This is a genomic window from Draconibacterium sp. IB214405 (assembly GCF_033963885.1).
GTDB lineage: Bacteria > Bacteroidota > Bacteroidia > Bacteroidales > Prolixibacteraceae > Draconibacterium.
Window position 1 is genome coordinate 334,636 of record NZ_JAXBMA010000005.1, and the last position, 19,311, is coordinate 353,946.

Consider the following 19,311-nt stretch of genomic DNA (forward strand, 5'->3'; position numbering starts at 1 on the left):
CCCCTCTTCCATTCAAACCAAATCTCCATTTATTATTTATATTCCGGACGTTGTTCCAGAATACCGATTTGTTGATCTAACTGATCCTGAGGAATAGGCATATACTTATCGTTATCACTAAAAGTGAAACCTGCCATTCCTGCTGCTGAAGTACGAATTCTTTCATCACCTCTGGCAAAATCATTCAGAACATCTGCCATACTCATGCCACCAATCTGATTTGGAAGGTCATCCCAGCGACGAAGGTCGAAGAAACGCAAACCTTCAGTTGCAAACTCTAAACGTTGCTCCCATTGTACAGCTTCCATTGCATCGTTTGCACTGGCAAATGATGGGTACAATCCAATCTGATAGTTAGCAGCTGGTTGTGTCCAGTCAACAGATCCACCAGTTAGGTAATCTGCATCAGAAGAACCTTCACCCCAAGGATAAACCGAGGTAGGTAATTTTGTAATCAACACTTTACCCATAACCGGCTCGCTATCCATAGCACGCTGACGAATCATATTTACATATGTAAGTGCAGTTGCCAGATCGCCACGGTAAGCAGCACACTCAGCTTTCCAAAGAATTACGTGAGTGTAACGCAGGTAACGATAGTTATTTGCATTGATACCAGTTTGCCATCCTGTTGTAGTAGACAAGCTAAAACGCTCCGACTTTTTAAAGAATGGTTTTGATACAGGCAGGTAAGGACCACCGTCAGCTTGTTTACGATTCCAGTTAGAACCGCGGTTAATACCCCAGTCTTTGTAAGGTATACCACGACGGCTCAATGTATGATCAACACGTGGATCCAAAGCATGGTCGGTAGGAACAAAGTCATCAGCAGATGCAATTCCCTGGTCGTTTGCCAAGTCAGTATCGTTAAAAGTATCGAACATTGGTAAACCATCGCCGTCTACTTTGTATGCATTGAAAAGGTTTTGCGAAGGCTGATGGAATCCACAGCACATACCGATGTCACCACCGTGAGGCCAGTTCAAACCAATACCCATTTCAGCATTCAACGATTCGTTGATATCGTTAACGTTTGCCTGAATTTCAAAAATTGACTCTTCGTTATTGTTGGTTTCAATATTGAAGTTATCCATAAAATCGCCTGCCAATGTAAATTGTCCGCTGGCAATAATTTTATCCAATAACGCTTCAGCTTCCGAATATTTCAGATCTTGCAAATACGCTCTTGCAGCCAATGCCATTGCAGCATATTTAGTTGCACGACCAACCTGAGCCTGAGTGGCTGGCAAGTTGCTTGCAGCATAAGCTAAATCATCAGTAATAAAACTAAGAACAGCACCATCTGCATTAACGTTAGTTACCTGACTTGGATCTTCAGTATTCTCATCCAAAATTGGAATATAGTCGCCAAATACCAAACGTGCTTCAAAATAGAACAAGGCGCGTAAGAATTTAGCCTGAGCTCTGAATTGTGTTGCTTCGTCAGCAGTAATCGTTCCGGCTTCTTCCGTTTTGTTGATTACGTTGATGGTTTTGTTGGCACGGTCAACTCCCATACCAAAAGCCCATTTCCATTTATTTGATGGATATCCGTTGGTAGATTGTACTACCCAGTGTTCGATATCGTTTACAGGTGTCTGGTCAGTAATTTCCGATCCTTTATAGGCATCGTCTGACGCTACTGATCCGTAAGTCCAGTTTTGAATAGATGCTCCCCAGCTAATATCCCATAGAGAACTACCACCTACCATTGCGTAGGTTCCAATCAGCAAGGCATCAATACCGGTAGCATCGTAGAAAACGTTCTCTGAAGTGGAACCAGGAGGCTCCTTGGTCAGGAAGTCTTCGGAACATGAATATGACATGGTTAGTAAGAACACTACAACCATTAATATTGATAGTTTTTTCATAATACTTATCTGTTTTAATATTCAAATAAAGTTAACTTTTATAAACCGAGTTGAACACCGAACATAACCTGACGAGGTGTAGGCCATGCACCCATATCCATACCCATATAAGTACCAGAAGCATTTACTTCAGGATCCAGACCGCTATAACCGGTAAGTGTAAATACGTTAGATACCTGTGCGTAAAGTCTTAAACTCTTAACTCCAGCTCTGTCGAGCAACGTTTTAGGAACGGTGTAACCCAGACGTAAGTTTTTCAAACGTAAGTACGATGCGTCTTCGATGAAAGCAGTAGATGGTTCTTGCGAAATATCGCTCAAATCCAACATAGGTAATTTTGCTTTTGAGTTATCATCCAGGTATGGACTTCCCCAAGAGTTGTATAATGCATCTTTACTTAAACCACCATTGAACTGACCGTAGTCGATCCAGCGAGTTACATAGTTAACCATTTCGTTACCTAAACTACCGTAGAAGAACATTGTTAAATCAAAGTTTTTGTAACCTAAATTAACGTTCAAACCACCAACTAAATCAGGGTGTGGACTTCCGATAAAAGTTCTGTCGTCAGCAGTGATTGAACCATCACCGTTCACGTCTCTGTATTTGAAGTGACCTGGTTGGTTGTAGTCAGTATCGCCATACTGAGGATGAGCATCGGCTTCAGCCTGAGTTTGGAAAATACCATCAACGATGTATCCGTAGAATTCAGGGAATGCAGTTCCTGAAGTGTAACGGGTATAAACTTTCTGACGCTCAGAAGCTGCATCGATATAACGATCAGGATCTCCTGAAAGTCTCAGAATCTCATTTTTGTAATGCGACAGGTTCAAACTTACATTATAAGTAAGATCGCCACCTACAGCTGTATTGTTATAAGATACTTCGAAGTCGATACCTTTGTTTTCCATTTCACCAACGTTTACATAAGGAGCTGTTGCAATACCCATAACCTGTGGAATAGGCTCGCGGAACAACATATCTTCTGTGTTACGTTTCCAAAGATCGATAGCAAGAGCCAGGTGATTGTCTAGCATGTTGGCATCAATACCGATGTTGATTGTTTTAGTTGTTTCCCAGGTTACATCCTCACTACCTAAAGTAGCAGGTTTGAAACCAGAAGTAGCACTTGTGTTCGATCCGTCAATTGCATACGATGCTTTATATGAATCTGTTGCATAAGTTGAATACGAGTTGTAGTTACCAATACGGTCGTTACCCGACATACCCCAACCTAAACGTAATTTTAACATATCTAACCAACTGCGGGTACTTTGCATAAAACTTTCCTCAGAAATTGCCCATGCAGCAGAAGCAGCTGGGAAAACTGCGTATTTGTTTTCGTCACTGAAACGAGAAGAACCGTCACGACGTACTGTACCTTCCAAATAATATTTACCCATGTAGTTGTAGTTTGCACGACCAAATACTGAGAACAATGACCATGATGATGCATTACCATCGTTTTCTTTGTTACTTTCTCCTGAGCCCAATTGCATATAATTAGGATCTTCTGAGAAATAAACACGGCGGCTGGCAGTTAACCACTGATAAGTATTTTCAACAGCTTCTGTTCCAACCAATAAATTCATTTTATGAACATCGTTGAAAGTTTTGTTATAGTTTAATGTATTCGACCAGTTCCACTGAATAGTGTAGTTAGAACTAACATCAACACCATTTACAGTATTTGGCTCCGAACGTTCGTAAGTTGGAAGAACATAACCTTTGTAGTTCCACTGTCCCATGTTTGTTCCAAATAATGTTTTAGCAGTAAGACCTTCGGCTAAAGTAACCTCGGCAAACGCATTACCTAATATACGCATCCATTTACCTTTGTTATTACGTGCATCCCAAAGAATTTGTACAGGGTTGGCGGCGTTACCCATTTCGGAAGCTTTCGAACCTGCAAATTCTTCACCACTAATATCGTAAACCGGAATAATCGGTTGCGAACGGTAAGCATGAGAAACTGCTGTACCTTCACCGTTATCGCTGAAGTTACCACTTTCGTCGATGAATACAACCTGAACAGATTCACCAACTTTTAACCAGTCGTTAAATTTGGCATCCGAATTCATACGCATAGTATAACGTTTGAATTCTGTCCATTTCAAAATACCTTCTTCATCTAAATAATTAGCAGAAAAAGCATAGGTAGAATTTTTACCACCACCGCTTACAGAAAGGTCATACTCTTGAATAATACCGGTTTGATAAATTTCATCGTACCAGTCAGTTCCTTGTTTGTTAGCTTTAAAGATAACATTGTCAGGATAGCTGTAAGTTGACTCATCAACCTCACCGGCCATTGCACCTGCAGGAAGAATATAGTCAGGAATTACAGGAGATGATCCAGAACCATACTGTGCGTGATTTGGAGCAACACCCTGGTTAGCTGCTGTTAACCAAACTGCATTGGCATACTCAGTGGTATTCAACAAATCGTATTGGTTTGTTGCTTTTGTAACACCTGTACGTACAGAGAAGCTAATGTTAGGCTGCTGGTTGGCACGTCCGCGTTTGGTAGTAATAATTACAACACCGTTTGCACCACGTGTACCATAAATAGCGGCAGAAGAAGCATCTTTCAATACTGAAATACTTTCGATATCCCCTGGAGGGATGTTGTTACCTGGTCCTGAAGGTACACCGTCGATAATGTACAAAGGATCAGGATCATTGATGGTTCCTACCCCACGAATACGGATAGTAGCATCAGCACCAGGACGGTTAGCTGAAGTAACAGTAACACCGGCAACCTGTCCTTGTAAACGACTTGCAACACTGGTTTCTGATGTAGACTCCAGTTTCTCAGCCGAAACGGTTGATACAGCACCTGTTAACTCCTCTTTCATCTGAGTACCGTAACCCACAACTACTACCTCGTCAACACCGATAACATCGGCTTTCATTACGATACTAATTGTTGATTGCCCGGCAATCTCAACCTCTTGTGTTAACATACCGATGTAAGAGAAAGTCAATTTCTCAGCACCTGCCGGAACTGTTAACGTGTAATTACCATCAATGTCGGTGATTGTTCCCTGAGTAGTTCCTACAATCACAATCGACACTCCGGGTATCCCAACGCCATCCTCACCGGTAACAGTACCGGTAACAGCTGTTTGCGCAAAAGAACCTAGAGAAAATGCCATGAATACAGACATCATAAGCAAGGTTAAAAAACCTTTTAAAGGATTTTTTTCCATAGATTTTAAGTTTTGGTATTAATAAATAGAAATTTGAATAAAAAATATTCTGGATAAAATTGTAATGAACTTACAATTCTTTAGAATGATCAACGTGGTCCATCCATAAGTTTTATTAGTTAGTTAGTTCGTATTAATCTCGTTAGTTTTAGTCGTTGAATCAAAAATACTTTTTAATTTTTTTTGATTCGATTGCTAAAATATGTTTTTCATTTAAACATCGATAAAGGTCCCCATGTGTTAGAAAACATATATCTGTATAAAACACAATATGTTTCGTTTTGTGCGCATTTGCAAATGCTCTAATTACTAACCGTGTACATAATCGAACACTACTTTTAACATTGTTGATATTTTAACAATAATTCCATTTTTTACCTATATTCAGCGATAAAACAGACTGACTTTGGGCAACTGTTACATAAATAAGATATTATTTAGCATTTCGTTTTCAGAGCTTGTTTACTGAACAACAGCACATTGCTAATTAAATTAACACAATAAACCGCATGAAAAAAGTATTTTACTGGCTACTCGCAATTGTTATTACGCTCGCTGCCGTTATTTATCAGCGAAAAACCGGACCAACATACGATAAAAAGATGTTGGTAAAAGTTAACAACACCGATTACGAAGTGAAGTTGGTACGTAGTATTGAAATTGGCAGCAACACCGAGGTTAAACTTGCAATAGACGACCAGGATATCGGAGCGAAACTTTTTTACAAAAGGTTTCAAACGAATGATCAGTACCAATCGATTGATTTTTCGTACAAAGTAAAACCTGTAGACTCGTACATCATGAACAATGTATTCCATATTACGGAAGAGAAAGGATGGTTTGCTTCTGTTCCCGAGCAGCCGGCGGCAGGTAAAATTCAATATTATTTCGAGATCACTAATTCCGAAGGAACAAATACGTATATGAAAACCAATCCGGTGGTTATCCGTTTTAAAGGTGCTGTTCCTTCATCCATTTTGGCACCGCATATCTTTTTTATGTTTTTTGCCATGCTACTGGGCAACCTCGCCGGAATTATGGCCGTTTTCAAACATCAACGCTATAAATTTTACACCACAGTAACTTTATTTACACTGTTGGTTGGAGGTATGATTTTGGGTCCTGCTGTTCAGCTGCACGCTTTTGGCGAAGCCTGGGCCGGTGTACCTTTTGCGTGGGATTTAACCGATAACAAAACATTGGTGGCTTTTATTTTCTGGATATTAGCGTTTGTGATGAACCGGAAAAAAGAACGTCCCATTTTTACCATCATCGCTTCCATTGTTATGCTAATTGTATATTCTATTCCGCATAGTATGTATGGTTCGCAACTCGACCCTGAAACTGGTGAAATTATACAGGCCTGGATACAATCGTTTATATTTTAACACAATCAATAAAAAATAAAAGGGATGCAACAACATCCCTTTTTTATTTTAAAAATAAGTTTTATAAAATCCTGAAATTTATATTTTTGGATTCGCTATAACATAACTAACTACGATGAAAATCTTATATCTGCTACTTTTGGTATTCCTGTTTTCCTGCGCTCAACACACCGAAAAGAATTATATTTCGTATGTAAATCCTCATATCGGAACCGGGCCCGCAACAACCGAAGCTGCCCAGTTACACCCCGGCGATCATGTTAGCAACGGACAAACAATTCCGGCAGTAACAGCTCCTTTTGGAATGACACAATGGACTCCGCAGGTTTACGATCACGAGGAAAAATGTATAGCTCCGTTTTATGCCGGAAGCACCATGCTCGAAGGATTTCGTGGCAGCCACTGGCTGAGTGGTTCGTGTACCCAGGACTATGGTTCATTTACCATATTCCCCACGCAATTGGAGAGCAACTTTAGTTTCCAGCCCATCCAACGACAAACGATGTGTTTAATCAAAACAGAAAATGCATCTCCTGCTTATTCGGCTTTCCTGTTTCCGGCCAAAACGATAATGACAGAAATTACATCTACTAAAAGATGTGGCTTTTTCCGTTTCTCGTGGCTGGACGAAAAAGAACCAACCATCATGTTCGACGTAAACAGCGACGAAGGAAAAGGATACATAAAAATCGACCTGGAGAAACAGGAAGTTTATGGTTATAATCCGGCTTACCGAATCTATAACGGTCAAGATGAACCGGCAGGTATTTCGGGCTATTTTGTAGCCAAATTCGATCATGAGATTGTAAAATACGGAACGTGGGGCGATTTTGAATATGAGCACGGAACAACCGAACGTAAAGACCAGAAAAAAATAGGTGCTTATGTAACCTTTGCAACCGCTGGCGACAGTCCGGTAAAACTTAAAGTTGGCACTTCGTTTACCAGCATCGATAATGCACGTAAAAACCTGGAAGAAGAAATTGCCGACTGGGATTTTGAAGGAACCAAAGCAAAAATGGAGGCCACCTGGAATGAGTATCTCGGACGCATTGATGTGGAATCGGAAAACGAGGCTGAACTGACCAAGTTTTATACTGCGATGTATCACGCCTTGCAACAACCGCGTTTAATGAGCGATGTAAATGGTGACTATCCCGCATTCTCGAAACAATATGAAATAAAAAACACCAATGATTTTGACTATTACGGGGATTTTTCGAATTGGGATATTTTCCGTGCTCAAATGCCATTATTAAGCCTGATTGCACCGCAGGAATATAACGACATGGTAAAATCGCTGGTGGCAAAAGCGGAAGAGGGTAACTGGCTCCCCATTTTTCCGATGTGGAACAATTATACGTCCGCAATGATTGGCGACCACAGCACATCGATACTTTGCGATGCTGCCATGAAAGGTTTTGATTTTGACCTGGAAAAGGCCTACAAATACATGCGAAAAAATGCCTACGATTCGCCGGAGGAAAACGAATATATTGATGGCAAAGGACGTCGGGCACTTTCAACCTACTTACAACTTGGCTACATTCCGTTGGAAGATGAAGTTGCCAATGCATTTCACACCAACGAACAGGTTTCGCGAACACTGGAATATGCCTACGACGACTGGTGTGTAGCACAAGTTGCCAATAAACTTGATAAAACCGACGATTACAATGACTTAATCAGCCGATCATATAATTACTCCAATGTATTCGACGAAGATCAGGGTTGGGTAAACGGTAAATACGCTGACGGAAGTTTTTACACTGATTTTGACGCTGAAGCAAATATGTATTTTATAACCGAAGGTACTCCAAAACATTATACCTGGTTTGTTCCGCAGGATGTTGATGGATTGATCGACCTGATGGGTGGAAAAGATATCTTTGGCAAAAAATTAAACGATTTAATTGCCGACCAATTGTACTGGCATGGAAACGAACCCAGTCATCATATTCCATTTCTGTTTAATTATGTGGATGAATGGGATAAAACACAAAAAACAGTAAAATATATTCTGCGCACTGAATATGATTTAGGCCCCGGTGGTTTATCAGGAAACGACGATGCAGGACAGCTTTCAGCCTGGTATGTATTTGGTGCCATGGGATTTTACCCGGTGTGCCCGGGAAGCAATGAGTACCAGTTATCTTCTCCAATATTTGAACAAGTTACACTCAATCTGGATGAAAATTATTATCCGGGCGGTAAGTTTGTCTTAAAAGCCGACGGAGCCACTTCTTCATCCGTTTTTACATCCGTTAAGTTAAACGGGAAGGAAAGTGCTACGAAAATAAAGCACGAGGATTTACAAAAAGGGGGAACGCTGAAATTCGTGAAATAAAAAATTCAGCAGGTGACTATCTTTTACACCGTTCTTTAGAGCGGTGATAAAAAAAGGTTCAATGGTTATTGATTTAATAGGATTTTTGTAAACTTAATTTTACAAAAATCCTATTAAATCGGCTTGGTTCGACAATATTAAAACCACCGCCTTAAAAGACGGTGCAAAGAATATTATTCCAATTGAAATACCTACTGTTTTTGAATTGGAGATGAGAGCTTTTCCGCTTCTTCAGAAATGTATTTCCGGAAACCACCTTCTGTTTTCCACTGGTCTTTCTCCAATCCCCAAACCGAAAAGAAATAATGTTTTGCAGGTTCGGCATTTTCGCATTTCTGCCCGATGTAATACGTCTCCGAAATAATGTTACTGAAACCTTTTTCCTGCACAGCCACAAATCCTTTCTCAAACCAGTTAATATCGCTTGTGCGACCTATTTTTCCGGTTTCCGATTTCGGTACGATCACAGCCATTCCCAACTCATCGTTATTTAGCGATTGTACATCGTGCGTGCCGATACAAGTAAAATCAGCTACCTCAAACTTGAATGGTTCATTTTTCAGCTGCGATGTAACAATTCCTGTTACAATTTGGTCGTCTTCAGCGCAACCATAAACTGTTACATCCGACTCGAACCAGTATTTACCCGGATAAATGGTAATACGCTCAACAGCTTCCATTTCTTCGCCATCAACATTCCAACCCGAATATTTCAGATCGAATACTGAACGAATCGGTCCTTCTACGATTTTCTGGTACTCATAAACTTCAGTCGATCCCAGTCGATACAGCGAATCATTTTTCATCAACGCAATTCCTCCTGAACCCAGCGAACTGCCACAATGTAAAACGTCCATTCCCCAATCGTTTAATGAATGGTAATCTCGAATGGCCGGCGTATGGATATCATCGATAATCATTCGGGATTTTAGCTTGCCAAAAAGGTCTTTTACATTCCGGCAATCAAAATACACTCGAAACGCGATTTTATCATTCTCCCAACTCACACTTTCACCCTGTGCGATAATTTTAAACGGCTCGGAATAAGGAATGGCTTTGTAGTTATCCACCTCTTTGTAACTTCCATCTTCCTGATGAATTCCCAAACGTAGGTTGGTGCGTTTCTCAAAACTCGGATAATCATTTTCAGGAACCAGCTCAATGTTAGCTTCAATATTTTCATTCGCGTTTAAATCGACCAGCAACGCAACTTCATCCCAGTTTCCATCGCCATCCAGATCATCAACCTGGCTTGGAAGAAGTTTTTCATTGTATTTGAAAACGGGCAGTTTGCCTTCTTCAAGAGCAATTTTATTTAAAATTTCCTCTCGCGTGAATACAACCACCTCGTCGGTGCGTTCTTCTGCCAGCGGATTTTTTAACAAAACTGTAGCTTGCTGCGTGCAGGAAGATACAACCAGCAAAATCAAAAATGTAAGTAAAATAGAAGTTTTCATAATGTTTAAAATTGATACGAAAAAAGTGTGTCAGGAAATAATCTGAGAGTTTTCAGATCACTTGTCCCAACACACTTTTTATCACGGATAATTATTAAATATCGTTTTCGCCTTTTACGTAACCGAAGTTGGCTAAAATACCGCCATCAACATAAAGCACCTGACCATTTACAAAATCGGCAGCTTTCGATGCAAGGAACAAGGCTGCATTACCAATATCTTCAGGTTCTCCCCAACGATTGGCAGGAGTACGCATCATCACCAAATCGTTAAACGGGTGACCGCCTTCGCGAATTGGCGCTGTTTGTGCAGTTGCAATATAGCCCGGACCAATACCATTGATTTGTACATTGTATTTCGCCCACTCGCAACACATATTTGCTGTTAACAGTTTTAAACCACCTTTTGCCGATGCATAAGCCGAAACAGAATTACGCCCGTAAACACTCATCATCGAGCACATATTTATGATTTTACCCGAACGGTTTTCAATCATTTTCGGAGCAACACGTTTTGCAACAATTAGCGGTGCAACCAGATCGATATCAATTACCTGTTTGTAATCGGCAACCGGCATTTCCAGAATAGGGATACGTTTGATGATTCCGGCATTGTTTACCAGAATATCCACATTGCCCAGTTCTTCTTCAATCTGTGAAATTCCTTTATCAACAGCTTCTTCATTGGTAACGTCGAAGTTAAGCGTGTAAACGTCAACACCTGCCTCGGCATATTCGGCTTTACACTCTTCAAGTTTTTCGTCAGAAATATCGTTAACGCATATTTTTGCACCGGCCTGACCCAGTGTTTTTCCAATGGCCATTCCAATACCATGGGTTCCGCCAGTAATCAGTGCAACTTTTCCGCTTAGGTTAAATAATTCTTGTATCATTTTTTTATGAATTGTTAATTGATTTTTTAGCGTTTTTTATCTCAATTCGCGAGGCTGAATCACATCCATATCGGTATAGTCAAGGTTTTCTCCTGCCATTCCCCAAATGAAAATATAGTTTGAAGTTCCTGCAGCAGAGTGAATCGACCACTCAGGTGAAATAACAGCTTGTTCGTTCTTCATCCAAAGGTGACGTGTTTCCTGTGGCTCGCCCATAAAATGACATACCGCCTGATCTTCTGGCACTTCAAAATAGAAATAAACCTCGTTTCGGCGAGTGTGCTGGTGTGCGGGCATAGTATTCCAAACGCTTCCCGGTTTTAATTCTGTCATTCCCATTTGCAATTGACAGGTATCAACAACCGTGTTAATCATTAACTGGTTGATATTTCTTTCGTTCGAAGTTTCGAGGCTTCCCAAATGCAGCACATTGGCATCGGCCAGCGTAACTTGTTTTGTAGGATATGCTTTGTGTGCCGGTGCCGAGTTAAAATAGAAGTGCGCAGGTTTTGTTTCGTCGTCCGATTTAAAAGTCACAGCTTTACTGCCGCGACCAATATACAGGGCATCTTTGTAATTCATTTTGTACTCGGTACCGTCAACTACAACAGTTCCGGCACCGCCAACATTCATTACTCCAACTTCGCGACGTTCGCAGAAATAGTCGGCTTTTAACGGATCGATGGTTTCCAGCGGAAGTTCTTCGATTGTTGGAACAGCACCTCCAACAATGTAACGCTCAATCGATGAATACACCATTCGAACGTTACCTGCTTCCATCAGGTTTTCTACCAAAAACTCTTTTCTAATCTTTTCTGTATCGTATTTCTTAAAATCCTCAGGATGATAAGCATACCTTCTTTCATAAATTGTTGCCATAGTATGTAATTTTTTATTCTTAAACGATTTCGTTCAACAAATGTAAGAAGAAAAACACAAAATGCAATCGATTGCATTGATTAAAAAATATTCTTAACTTTGTTGTTAAATAATACACAGAAGGTGCAAAAACCAGAAATTACCATACACGACATTGCGAAGAAGCTAAATATTTCAGCCTCCACTGTTTCGCGCGCTTTAAAAGATAATCCGTTGATTAGCGAAGCAACGCGTAAAAAAATAAAAAAAGCCGCTGAAGAAATGGGCTACCGTCCTAATGTCATGGCGGCCAATTTGCGCACCAAGCGTACAAATACCATTGGAGTAATTGTTCCGTTGATCAATCGTCACTTCTTTTCGTCGGTAATTTCGGGAATCGAAGATGTTGCTTACAAACAGGGTTTTGCGGTTACCATCTCGCAATCGAACGATAATCTTGAAAAAGAAAGTACTATTGCACACACTTTTTATTCCAACCGGGTGGATGGACTTATTTTGTCGATTGGAATGGAAACCCAGTCGTATGATCACCTGAAACTGTTTTCGGAAAGAAACATTCCGCTTGTTTTTTTCGACCGTGTTGTTGACGAAATTCCATCGCATAAAATTGTAGTCGACGACTTTGGCGGCGCATACCGGGCAACGCAACATCTTATTACACAAGGAAGAAAACGAATTGCACACATTGGCGGACCGCTGAATTTAAAAATCTATACAAGACGTGAAGAAGGTTACCGACAGGCTTTAAAAGATGCGGATTTACCAATTGACGATCAGCTGATTCTGCATAATAGTCTTACCCGCGAGGACGGACTCCGTGCCATAAAAAAGATTGTGAATTTAAAAGAACGACCCGATGCCATTTTTTGCGCCAACGACACTACTGCGTTAAGTACAATAATCTATTTAAACGAAAAAAGAATAAATGTACCTGAAGAAATTGCGATCGTGGGTTTTAGTAACGAACCGTTTAGCGAACTGGTAACGCCATCGATTACAACAGTTAAACAACCCGGGTTTGAAATGGGACAAAAGGCGGCCGAACTCCTGATTAAACAAATAAATAGTAAAACAAAACCGACCACATTCGAAACAATTACCATGAAAACAGAGCTGGTTATTCGAAATTCATCGAAAACAAAATAGCCCTGTGCGTTTCACATAAAAAGTTTTATTTTACCAAATAGGCAATTTCGAACTTCAGTTTACCAAATACCTCAGCACAATTACAGTATTGCTTATCAAAACTAGGCAAAACAGCCCTTTCGAAACAATGCTATACACCTTTGTTTTCAGCATTTTAGATTAAGACATATCGCTCCTGTATTCCTAAGTTTGTAGAAGACAAACTCAATTGAAATCACGGGTAAAAATAAGGAATTCGGGAGTCCTCCTTGTTCTGTTTATATTTGGTCTTATACATGCACAAGGAGCATCAAACCGCACTACATCGGAAAATGGATGGAGCGATCCGCCAGTGGCACAAAACGATACTTTTATTCATGTTGCCAAAAACGATCTGGTATTAACGGGCAACGTGCTTGTTAACGACTACGATCCCAATGGCGACAAAATTGAAATCTATTTTGCTGCTTCGCCACGGGAGGCCTATTTATTAATGAATAAGGACGGGAATTTCAGGTTGACATTACCTTCCAACTACGAAGGCACCATCAGTTTCGATTATTACATCAAAGAACTTACTGAAAACGAGTACAAAGCAATTGGCAATGTATTTATCCTGATCACAAAAAACCAGGATTTTGATGAAGTGTCAAATTCGGATGACATGGATAACGACAACGACGGAATTCCCGACTACCTTGATGGGATGAACTTAGACTCGGATGGCGACGGGATTCCGAATAATTTCGATATCGACAGTGACAACGATGGAATTACTGATAATATCGAATGGCAGGAAGAGCACAACTACATTGCACCTTTACGTATTGATGCTAATAAGAATGGCTGGGATGATGCTTATGATCCTGAAATGGGAGGAGTATGTTACGATCCGGTGGACACCGACGATGATGGAATTCCAGACCTGATAGACAAGGATGCGGATAACGACGGCAGAGCCGACATGGTTGAAGCATTCGATTATGCTATTCAGCTTACACATTCAGACATTGACAGAGATGGTTTGGATGATGCCTTTGACGATTTAGTAAAAGGCTACGACTGGCAGAATTCGAGCACCAGCAATGCAATGCTGACCGATGCAAATCAAAATGGTATTCGCGACTGGCGCGATCTCACCAACTATTTTTCTTCCACCTCAGCATTTATTTACCCCAATCCTGCATCCGATCATTTCCAGGTTTTTCACACTGATTTGAAATATAACCAGCAAGCTATCATTTACATCTACAATTTAGCCGGGCAGTTGCAAAAAGTGGTTCAAACCGAAAACGGAGGTGAAAGAATTCCTGTAAACGATCTGCAAAATGGCACCTATCTTGTAAAGGTTAATTCTGAAACCTTTACCCACTCGCAACAAGTTGTCATACAACATTAATTTCACTGAATTTTTCTTCAGTTTGCAACTTCTTTAAATTTCTCATGTCATTAATGACAGGTTTGTAAAAATCTGATAATACATCGTTTATCGACTGATCTCGTACGTTGGTCGTTTTAATAAAACTAAAAATTGGAGTTGTATTACATTTGTACAAGCTAAGAAACAATGAGGATGTTCAGCCAAACATCCTAACAGAAAACAATTAAAACAAAAGCCAAAAAATGATGAAAACGACGATGTTACTCCTTCTCCTTTCCCTCGGAGTTGTAGTACAAGCACAGAACATTACCTTAAGTGGTTACCTCAGAGATGCCTCCAATGGCGAGGCACTTATCGGTGCAACGGTTTATGTTGAAGAACTAAAACAGGGCACTGCATCCAATCCTTACGGATTTTATTCTCTAACTATTCCTGAAGGAACTTATACGCTTCAGGTCTCTTTTATCGGTTATCATACCATAAAACAACAGGTTGAAGCCAACGAAAACCAAAACATTTCGCTCTCGCTTACAGAAGAGACAGAAGTTATGGAAGAAGTGATCGTTCATGGCGAAGCTGCCAATGCCAATGTTGAACGTATTGACATGGGAATGGCCAAACTTCCTGTAAAAACCATTCAGAAACTTCCGGCATTTATGGGCGAAGTGGATATTATCCGCACCATACAATTATTGCCTGGTATTCAAAGTGGTGGTGAAGCCAGTTCGGGCCTGTACGTTCGTGGCGGAGGTCCCGACGAAAACCTGATGATACTGGACGAAGCTCCGGTTTACAATGCCTCGCACCTTATGGGATTTTTCTCGGTATTTAACTCAAATGCCATCAAAGATATTCAGGTGTACAAAAGTGGTATTCCGGCCGAATATGGCGGGAAAGCGTCTTCTGTTATCGATATCCGCCAAAAAGACGGAAACTCAAAACAGTTTGGTTTTGATGGTGGAATCGGAAACCTCTCGAGCCGATTAACTTTGGAAGGTCCGATTATAAAAGACAAATGGACCTTTCTGCTAGCCGGTCGACGCACATATTACGACGTACTTGGTAAAGCAGCCGGAATGGAAGAACTGGAAGATAACACCATTTATTTCTACGACCTTAACGGTAAATCGAACCTGGTGATCAATAACAACAACCGGATTTTTCTTTCGGGTTACATGGGTGAAGACGTTTTTGAAATGGGAGAAGCCATGTACATGCGTTGGGGAAATGCAACCGCCACTGCCCGCTGGAATCACATATTTGGCGATAAGATATTTATGAATATCTCAGCCATTTTCTCCAATTACGATTATAGTCTTGGAGTTCCGGGAGATAAAGCGGATAATTTCGATTGGTCGTCGCGCATAAAAGACTACAATGGAAAAGCTGATTTTACCTGGTTTCCAAATCCACAGAACACAGTGAAGTTTGGAGCCAACGTAATAAGACACGAGTTCAGACCCGGTAAAATTACTACCAACGGAGAACACTCCATGTTTTCTGATTTGGATCTCGCGCACTATAACGCCATTGAAAGTTCGGCCTATCTCTCGAACGAACAAACAATTTCTAACCGTTTTTCAATACAGTATGGTGTACGTTTAAGTCATTTTCAACAGGTTGGTAAAGGCGAAGTAAATATCTACGAAAATCCTGACGACCTGAATAAAGAAGAAATTATTGAAACCATTGTTTACGACAAAGGCGATAAAATTGGTGATGCTTTTTTAAACCTCGAGCCTCGTTTAAGTATGAAATATACGGTAGACAGAAACAGCTCAGTAAAGGCCTCGTACAACCGCATGGTGCAAAACCTGCACTTAATTTCCAATACGCAATCGCCTACTCCACTTGATATTTGGTTACCATCAAGCACCTATATAAAACCGCTTAAAGTGGATCAGGTTTCGTTTGGTTATTTTAGAAATTTCCACCGCAATATGTGGGAAACATCAGTTGAAGTATATTACAAAGACATGCACAATGTGCTTGATTATATAGAGGGCGCAGAACTATTCCTGAACGATGCGATTGAAACCGAATTGCTGCATGGAAGCGGCGAATCAAAAGGTTTGGAAATGCTGGTGAAAAAATCGGAAGGAAAACTTACCGGCTGGCTGGGTTATACCTGGTCGAAAACCACCCGAACTGTTGAAGGTATAAACAACGGTAATCCGTATCCATCGTCGTATGATCGCACACACGATATTTCGCTGGTATCAAGTTATCAGTTAAACGACCGCTGGAATTTTGCCGCAAATTTTGTTTATGCCACCGGAAATCCAACTTCGTATCCCGTTGCAAAATACAATGTTCAGGGCAACCAGGTTTTCGAATATTCGGCACGCAACAGCAACCGGATTCCGGATTATAACCGTTTAGACCTTTCTTTCACCTACGACTTTAAAAAGAATGTTAACCGACGGTTTAAACAGTCGATCAACGTTTCGGTATACAACGTTTATGGTCGCCGAAATGCCTATTCTATCACTCCGCGGGCTAACGAAGACAACCCGAATCAAACCGAATTTGTTCGTTTGTCGATTATCGGAGCTCCTATCCCATCCATCACTTATAACGTTAAATTCTAGAAGCCATGAGAACAGCACAAATAATAAAAGCATTTATCATCCTCATTTTCGCCATCGTTGCACTTACAGCCTGCGAAGATGTGGTTGATGTAAATCTAAATGATGAAGATATCGATTTGGTTGCCGTTGAGGCCTACATCAATACAAAAGCAGAAAACAACATTTACGTAAAACTCGAACGTAGTCTTCCGGTAAATCAGACGGCACAAAATCCGGTAATTAATAATGCACTGGTTGAAATTACAGATGATGCACAATCACCTAATTCCGTAACACTGGAAGAACAAGGTTCAACAGGAGTGTATTTGCTTCCTGCAGGTGTTGATTATCCGGGAGTACCGGGAAGAACATATACTTTAACTATAACAACTCCTGATGGAACTGTTATTACTGCAGAAGACTATTTACAGCAAGTTGAAACACTCGACACGGTTAAGGTAAATCTAAGTAGCATAGGCGATTACGAATACCTTGGTATTTTTATTAATTCGCAGGAAACACCCGGTTTGGGGCATTATTACAAGTGGGATATTTACATTAACAACGAACTTTTGTACGACGCAGAGGATCTGGCTTTTGCCAGCGACGAACTGGTTGATGGAAACTACATTTACGACATGCTTATCTATCTTGACTGGGAAGAGGAAGAAGCAGATCAAATATTGCACGAAGGAGATACCATTCGTGTTGAACAACTTTCGATTTCATCGGCAGTCTACGATTTTTACTGGGGATTAAATGATCAGGCGTGGGCCGGAAGTCCGTTTAGTGTTCCGCCCGCAAATGTACCGAGCAACTTGAGTTCCAGCGATGGAAAACGTATCCTTGGATTATTTTCCGCCCGCGACATCTCGGTTGGAAATACCGTAGTAATCGACGAGACGAATTATACACCTTTGATTTCAGGGATTCCAAATAATTAAAAAAACGAAGCTTGCTTAAGGAATTTTGCAAGCTCAGAGACTGTTTAATTTTTATCTTTTAGAAATATTATGACGGATTTTTTACTAATTCAAGGCGAAATTGATGCGAATAGTAATTACTATTTAAAGAAATTTCAACGAAGAAGTAGTAAAAAAGACAAATAATAGAATAAATGGATAAATTTTAAACACTCTCTTAATTTTGTTGTCGGTATTAATTGCTACTTTTCGTTAATTTTGTTGACTCGACGAAATGAAGAAGAATATTGAAAAAATATCGTCCTATTTAAAAGTGGAACAACTTAAAAACGACAAACGTGTTGTCGTTTTTTTAGTTTGTTTACTTATTGCAACTATTTTGTGGTTTTTAAACGCATTGGAAAAAGACTATTCCACAACGATTGCCTACCCGGTGCGCTATGTAACGCCTCCAAACCATCAGTTTCTGGCAAATACACCACCCGAAAAACTCGATTTAAAAGTTGAAGCACACGGCTTTACTTTGCTTCGCCACAAACTTAGTTTTGCCTACTCACCAATCGTACTCAACCTTACGAATATAACGCGCAACGTAGAGTTAAATAATGGTGCTTACCTGGTTCCTACCAATACCTTGCAACGTAGAATTTCGAGCCAGATTAGCAACGAAATAAGTCTACAACAGGTTAGCCCCGATATAATCAGGATAGAGCTCGACAGCTTAAAGACCAAAACAATAAAGGTAAAAGCCGATGTGACAGTTAATTTTAAAGCGCAGTTTAATTTTAAAAATCCAATTAAACTCAGGCCAAACGAGGTGAAGATTACCGGCCCGGCATCAACAGTCGACTCCATTCAATATCTGGTTACCGAAAAACGTGAGTTTGAGAACGTGGATGCGAGTGCCAGCCGGAAAATAAAAGTACTACACCCGGAAACTACAACTCTGGTTCCGCAGGAAGTTCTGTTGCAACTGGATGTTGAAAAATATACCGAAAAACAACTACGCCTCCCCATACAGGTTGTCAACAAACCTGCAGATGTTAGGATCAAACTTTTCCCTTCGGAAATTACGCTGAACTGTTTGGTTGGTTTAAGCGAGTTCGATAATATTTCTTCAGCCGATTTTAGAGCTGTAATCGATTATTCGTCGATTAACGATAATGATAGTCGTTTGCCCGTTAAAATTGCGCATAAACCAACGTTTGTGGAAATTACACGCTACACTCCCGAATCGGTTGAATACCTTATTGAAACCTATTAAAA

The 19,311-nt window shown here is 40.4% G+C and carries 12 protein-coding genes; 7 read left to right on the top strand and 5 right to left on the bottom strand.

What is annotated here, in order from left to right; translation table 11 throughout:
• Positions 1–32: 32 nt before the first annotated feature.
• Positions 33–1,871: a RagB/SusD family nutrient uptake outer membrane protein gene (locus SLH46_RS18860; RefSeq protein ID WP_320282776.1), complete on the bottom strand. Its 1,839-nt coding sequence runs from the start codon at positions 1,869–1,871 to the stop codon at positions 33–35.
• A 38-nt stretch (positions 1,872–1,909) separates the two neighbouring features.
• On the bottom strand, positions 1,910–5,083 hold the full coding sequence (locus tag SLH46_RS18865; protein WP_320282777.1) for a SusC/RagA family TonB-linked outer membrane protein: 3,174 nt from the start codon (positions 5,081–5,083) through the stop codon (positions 1,910–1,912).
• Between the two features lie 509 nt (positions 5,084–5,592).
• On the opposite strand from SLH46_RS18865, the gene SLH46_RS18870 reads away from it, so the two are divergent.
• The gene (locus SLH46_RS18870; RefSeq protein WP_320282778.1) at positions 5,593–6,471 is read left to right on the top strand and encodes a hypothetical protein; all 879 of its coding nucleotides are present in this window, start codon (positions 5,593–5,595) and stop codon (positions 6,469–6,471) included.
• A gap of 115 nt (positions 6,472–6,586) precedes the next feature.
• Complete coding sequence (locus SLH46_RS18875; protein ID WP_320282779.1) at positions 6,587–8,818, top strand: GH92 family glycosyl hydrolase; 2,232 nt, start codon at positions 6,587–6,589, stop codon at positions 8,816–8,818.
• 191 nt (positions 8,819–9,009) lie between these two features.
• Here the strand turns inward: SLH46_RS18875 and SLH46_RS18880 are convergent, their stop codons facing one another.
• The 3 genes from SLH46_RS18880 to kduI all read right to left on the bottom strand — a co-directional run bounded on the left by SLH46_RS18880 (position 9,010) and on the right by kduI (position 12,046).
• On the bottom strand, positions 9,010–10,275 hold the full coding sequence (locus tag SLH46_RS18880; RefSeq protein ID WP_320282780.1) for a DUF4861 domain-containing protein: 1,266 nt from the start codon (positions 10,273–10,275) through the stop codon (positions 9,010–9,012).
• Between the two features lie 94 nt (positions 10,276–10,369).
• Positions 10,370–11,167: a gluconate 5-dehydrogenase gene (locus SLH46_RS18885; protein ID WP_320282781.1), complete on the bottom strand. Its 798-nt coding sequence runs from the start codon at positions 11,165–11,167 to the stop codon at positions 10,370–10,372.
• Positions 11,168–11,203: 36 nt separating this feature from the next.
• Complete coding sequence (gene kduI, locus SLH46_RS18890) at positions 11,204–12,046, bottom strand: 5-dehydro-4-deoxy-D-glucuronate isomerase (RefSeq protein WP_320282782.1); 843 nt, start codon at positions 12,044–12,046, stop codon at positions 11,204–11,206.
• A gap of 123 nt (positions 12,047–12,169) precedes the next feature.
• On the opposite strand from kduI, the gene SLH46_RS18895 reads away from it, so the two are divergent.
• The 5 genes from SLH46_RS18895 to SLH46_RS18915 all read left to right on the top strand — a co-directional run bounded on the left by SLH46_RS18895 (position 12,170) and on the right by SLH46_RS18915 (position 19,309).
• Positions 12,170–13,192: a LacI family DNA-binding transcriptional regulator gene (locus tag SLH46_RS18895; RefSeq protein WP_320282783.1), complete on the top strand. Its 1,023-nt coding sequence runs from the start codon at positions 12,170–12,172 to the stop codon at positions 13,190–13,192.
• A gap of 208 nt (positions 13,193–13,400) precedes the next feature.
• Entirely contained in the window at positions 13,401–14,570 is a 1,170-nt protein-coding gene (locus SLH46_RS18900) for a T9SS type A sorting domain-containing protein (protein WP_320282784.1), read from the top strand.
• A 224-nt stretch (positions 14,571–14,794) separates the two neighbouring features.
• On the top strand, positions 14,795–17,143 hold the full coding sequence (locus SLH46_RS18905) for a TonB-dependent receptor (protein ID WP_320282785.1): 2,349 nt from the start codon (positions 14,795–14,797) through the stop codon (positions 17,141–17,143).
• 5 nt (positions 17,144–17,148) lie between these two features.
• Positions 17,149–18,066 carry a DUF4249 domain-containing protein gene (locus SLH46_RS18910; RefSeq protein WP_320282786.1) on the top strand — a complete coding sequence of 306 codons (918 nt, stop codon included), beginning with the start codon at positions 17,149–17,151 and terminating at the stop codon, positions 18,064–18,066.
• A 253-nt stretch (positions 18,067–18,319) separates the two neighbouring features.
• Positions 18,320–19,309, top strand: a complete 990-nt coding sequence (locus SLH46_RS18915; protein WP_320282787.1) for a CdaR family protein — start codon at positions 18,320–18,322, stop codon at positions 19,307–19,309.
• The last annotated feature ends 2 nt before the right edge of the window (positions 19,310–19,311 follow it).